This is a genomic window from Neisseria iguanae (genome assembly GCF_003013245.1).
GTDB lineage: Bacteria > Pseudomonadota > Gammaproteobacteria > Burkholderiales > Neisseriaceae > Neisseria > Neisseria iguanae.
Window position 1 is genome coordinate 1 of the sequence record NZ_PXYY01000136.1, and the last position, 4130, is coordinate 4130.

The 4130-nt window shown below is 50.3% G+C and carries 3 protein-coding genes and 1 pseudogene; 1 reads left to right on the forward strand and 3 read right to left on the reverse strand.

The features are described from left to right. Positions 1–609: 609 nt before the first annotated feature. Together C7N83_RS13180 and C7N83_RS13185 are read right to left on the reverse strand one after the other, a co-directional pair. Positions 610–927, reverse strand: coding sequence for a DMT family transporter (locus tag C7N83_RS13180; protein ID WP_106743198.1), 318 nt, complete (start codon positions 925–927; stop codon positions 610–612). 2 nt (positions 928–929) lie between these two features. Beyond that, on the reverse strand, positions 930–1355 hold the full coding sequence (locus C7N83_RS13185; RefSeq protein ID WP_106743199.1) for a MarR family winged helix-turn-helix transcriptional regulator: 426 nt from the start codon (positions 1353–1355) through the stop codon (positions 930–932). Between the two features lie 238 nt (positions 1356–1593). Here C7N83_RS13185 and C7N83_RS13195 point away from each other — a divergent pair, with 238 nt between their 5' ends. Then, positions 1594–2994, forward strand: a complete 1401-nt coding sequence (locus C7N83_RS13195) for a chloride channel protein (protein ID WP_106743202.1) — start codon at positions 1594–1596, stop codon at positions 2992–2994. 330 nt (positions 2995–3324) lie between these two features. On the opposite strand, the pseudogene C7N83_RS13200 reads toward C7N83_RS13195, so the two are convergent. Next, positions 3325–3952: pseudogene (locus C7N83_RS13200) on the reverse strand (IS1595 family transposase); the annotation flags it as partial. Positions 3953–4130 lie beyond the last annotated feature (178 nt).

Consider the following 4130-nt stretch of genomic DNA (forward strand, 5'->3'; position numbering starts at 1 on the left):
GGTTTGCCCTCTCTGCCTTTGGGCCCGGCCACATCACCCCTCTCTTTCTGATCGGTTTCTGGGCGGCAGGTTGCCGGTTGGGGATATTCTCCGAAGCGGCCCCGACAGCCTGATGACGGTATGCTTTAGGTAGTCGTTCTCCGTGCTCATATGGCGCAATTCTTCAATCAGCTCTGCCTGTGTTTTTTTTTATGGTCGGGCTTGTCAACGGTAAAGGGGGTTTAGGGTTTGCCTGTGGCGATCCTCCTTCGCGATGGGCGGCTATCCAACGACACAGGTGTGTGAGATGTCGAAGTGCTTTGCAGTGCCGCTGCTGGCCTGTGCACTTGTTGGTCATAAAGTACGGTTTGATATTTGAAGTCTGGTTTATATTTGGACATAAGAAAACTGCACCTTGCTAAGTTGGAGGGAATTTGTCCAGCTTTTGGGGAGCAGTTCACTTTCAGACGGCATTTTGTTTATTCTCATCCATTATTTATGATGGCCGGTCGGCCTGTCGCAGACGGTACGGAATCGGTTCTGTTGCCGCTTCAACGGTTTGCAAAATCGTTTTTTTTTTTTTTTTTGAGCAAGTCGGGAATCTGGTTTTGAATGATTCTCCCTCAAAACTCAGGACGAGAGTTTCATTACTGTCACGCCGGAAATAATCAGTACCGCACCCAGCCAGCGGCCGATGGTGGACGGGTCACCCAAAAACAACACGCCGACGACAAATGTGCCGATGGCGCCGATGCCCGTCCAAACTGCATAGGCTGTACCCATCGGGATGGATTTTTGCGCGAGAAACAGAAAAAAGCCACTCACACCCATGAAAAAAACGGCGATGGCAATGCCCTGCCAACGCCAACCGTCTTGTTGGGCAAGTTTCAAACCCAGCGGCCAGCCGATTTCCATTAAACCTGCGCTAATCAGATAAATCCATGCCATGTTTACGGCTCCTGTGTGTGTCGGGCAACGATTTGGATAAAGCGTTGCAACTGTTGAATGAAAGCTTCGGCTTGCGCTTCGCCGAAATCACGGATAATGCCCTGTTCGAGATCGTGTATTTTTCGGATAACGGGTAGGGCGGCTGCTTGTCCCGTTTCGGTCAAATGCAGCGTTTTGCCGCGTTTGTCGTTAGGGTCGGGAAAAAAGGTCAGCCAGCCTTGTTCCGCCAGTTGGCGGCAGGCGGAAAATACGGTTTGTTTGGGCAAGTTCCAATGCGTGCAAATGGTTTTTTGCGTGCAGTCGGGATAGTAGGCAACGCCGTATAATACCGCAAGCATGTTGTAACTGAGGCCGTGTCTTTTTGCCCATTGCTCATAAAGCCGGGTTGAGTGTGCCATCAGGCGGCCGATGTCATCAATAAAGTTCATATTTGGTCTGAAAAGTGATTAATTTGGCAGTATAGTCAAAATTCAGACTAATGGCAAGGATTTTCGCGGCATGCCTGCTTAAGGCCGTCTGAAAAAGTGTTGCTGTGGATATTTTCAGACGGCCTAAGCCATTATTTTCAGCGAAAAGGCCGTCTGAAACCCTGTTGACAATAATCCTTGCTATACTTTTATTTCTCAACGTAATGATGTTTTCAACCCCACTCAAATTGCCGAAATCATGCCGAAAAAGAAATCCATTGGCTCCCTAATCGCCCATAAACTCAAACAAACCGAGCGGCTTTCCCGTAAAACGGTGTCGTTTGTTTTCCTGCTGGCCGGCTCAGCGCTGGTGGCGTTGACGGCGCTGTTGTTTGCGCACATGGCGGAGTATGCGCTGGATTTGAATGCACGTTTGGTTCAGGAATACGCATGGTTTGCGTGGGTGGCCTTGCCGCTGGGCTTACCGTTGATTGTGTGGCTGACGCGCCGTTACGCACCTTATACCGTCGGCAGCGGTATTCCGCAGGTGTTGGCATCGCTGAGCCTGCCGTACGGGCCGCAAAAAACGCGGCTGATTTCGCTCGGCCGGACCTTACTGAAAATTCCGCTGACCTTTCTGGGTATGCTGGCCGGTGCATCCATCGGGCGCGAAGGGCCTTCGGTGCAGGTTGGTGCGGCGGTGATGACGGCATGGGGTGCGTGGTGTAAGAAACACAATCTCGCGTTTAAAGGGATGCAGGAAAACGATCTGATGGCAGCCGGTGCGGCAGGCGGTTTGGCGGCAGCGTTTAATGCGCCCTTGGCCGGGGTGGTTTTTGCGATTGAAGAACTCGGGCGCGGCGTGATTTTGCGCTGGGAACGGCAAATTTTGCTCGGCGTGTTGGCGGCAGGTTTCATTCAAGTGGCTATTCAGGGTAACAACCCGCATTTTTCCGGCTTTCACGGCAGCGAATTGGATAATATGTTGACATGGGTGTTGGCGGTGGGTTTGTTGTGCGGTGTGACCGGCGGTTTGTTTGCACGCATGCTGTACAAAGGTGCGGCGGCTTATGCGCCGGAGAAAATCCGCGGCTGGATTCGCCGCCATCCGCTGATGTTGGCCGCCATCATGGGTTTGCTGCTGGCGGTGCTGGGTACGATCTATCAAGGCCAAACTTACGGCACGGGTTATCATGAAGCATCGGGCGCATTGCGCCGCATGTACGATGCGCCGGTGGGCGTGGCGGTGGCGAAATGGTTGGCCACGCTGTTTTCTTATTGGGCTGGCATTCCTGGTGGTATTTTCACGCCTTCGCTGACCATCGGCGCGATGTTGGGCGAACACATTGCCGCCATCGGCCAATTGGAAAGCGGCGTCAACGTGGTGGTGGTGCTGTGTATGGCCGGTTTTCTGGCTGGGGCGACCCAATCGCCGATTACCTCCAGCGTGGTGGTGATGGAAATGACAGGTGGGCAAAATTTGCTGTTTTGGATGTTGATTGTGTGTATTTTCGCATCGCAGGTGTCGCGCCAATTCTCACCACGACCGTTTTACCACATGGCCGGCATGCGCTTCCGCCAACGGGTGCAGGAAGCGTATGCTGGGCAAAACAAAGCAGAGCAAGAGAAAAACGGGGCTGGGCGGTATGATCCGGCGTGAAGCGGAGCGGCTAAAACAAAAGCAGAGAAAGCGGCTGCAGAGGTTGCGGTAAGCGTTCGGGCAGAAAATAATTTGCCTTAGCCGATTCAACCGGCTCAGAGCCGGCCAAATACCGGACAGGCAGAACCGATTCAACCGCCGCCGGATAGAAACAAAGACTGATTAAACGGTTCCGGCCTGCAAGAAGGCCGTCTGAAAGAGAGGTTGGAATCTTTGCAAAACTCGAGAAACGGCTGTAATCCTAGCGCGTCCTGACAATTATTTGTTATAAAGCAAAATACGAGCAAAAGAAAGGCAGATAAGTTGAGGGTTTGTCCTAGATGACCAGGATAAATTACATTTTACTAATTGTTTTAAAATGGAAATCTGAACTTTTATTTCACTATTGTCAAAACGCGGTTCACATTCCTTCAAATACAGCTCCAAATGCACTTTGGCAATACCGTTAAACTTGCGTCAATGACGTTTTGCCTGATTCCAAAAGTGCTCAATCCCGTTAATAGGGTTTTGTCTTTCCGCAAAATGTATATTGTGATTGAGACGAAAATAGGTAAATTCACTTACATCTAACACATCATAACGGCGATAACGGTCTGTCTAAACAATGCTGTCAGGGTTAACCTGTTCGCGGATAATTGGCAGCAAGGCAGCTTCGGTACGGCAACAGTAAAAACGTTACGTTTCGCTTCAAAAGCCCGAATACAGTAATTTTACCGGCCGAACCGCAACCGTGTTTACCTTGCCCGCCAAAATCACTTTCATCAACGTCTACTTCCCCATCAGATATTTCCAAATGCGGGTGGTTTTGATAAATAAGTAATCGTAAACGGTGAAAATCATAGGAGGCGGTATTTTTGTTTACGCCAACTAACTCGGATGCTGTTCGGGCGGTAACTCCTGCAACAAACAGCCCAATGAGTTTATTTTGGTTGTACCGGCTTAGACGACTTTTACGCATAAGGATAATTCTGACTTAATTTGAGTTTTCCCGGTTATCTAGGACAGCTTCTAAGTTAAACTTTTGCCGCCGGACAGAACACACTTAACTGCCATCCTTCAAACACGATTAACTGACGGATACCGCTCAAAGCCGCTGACTATTTCGTTTTCTGCCACAAGAAAAACCTGCACCGGAA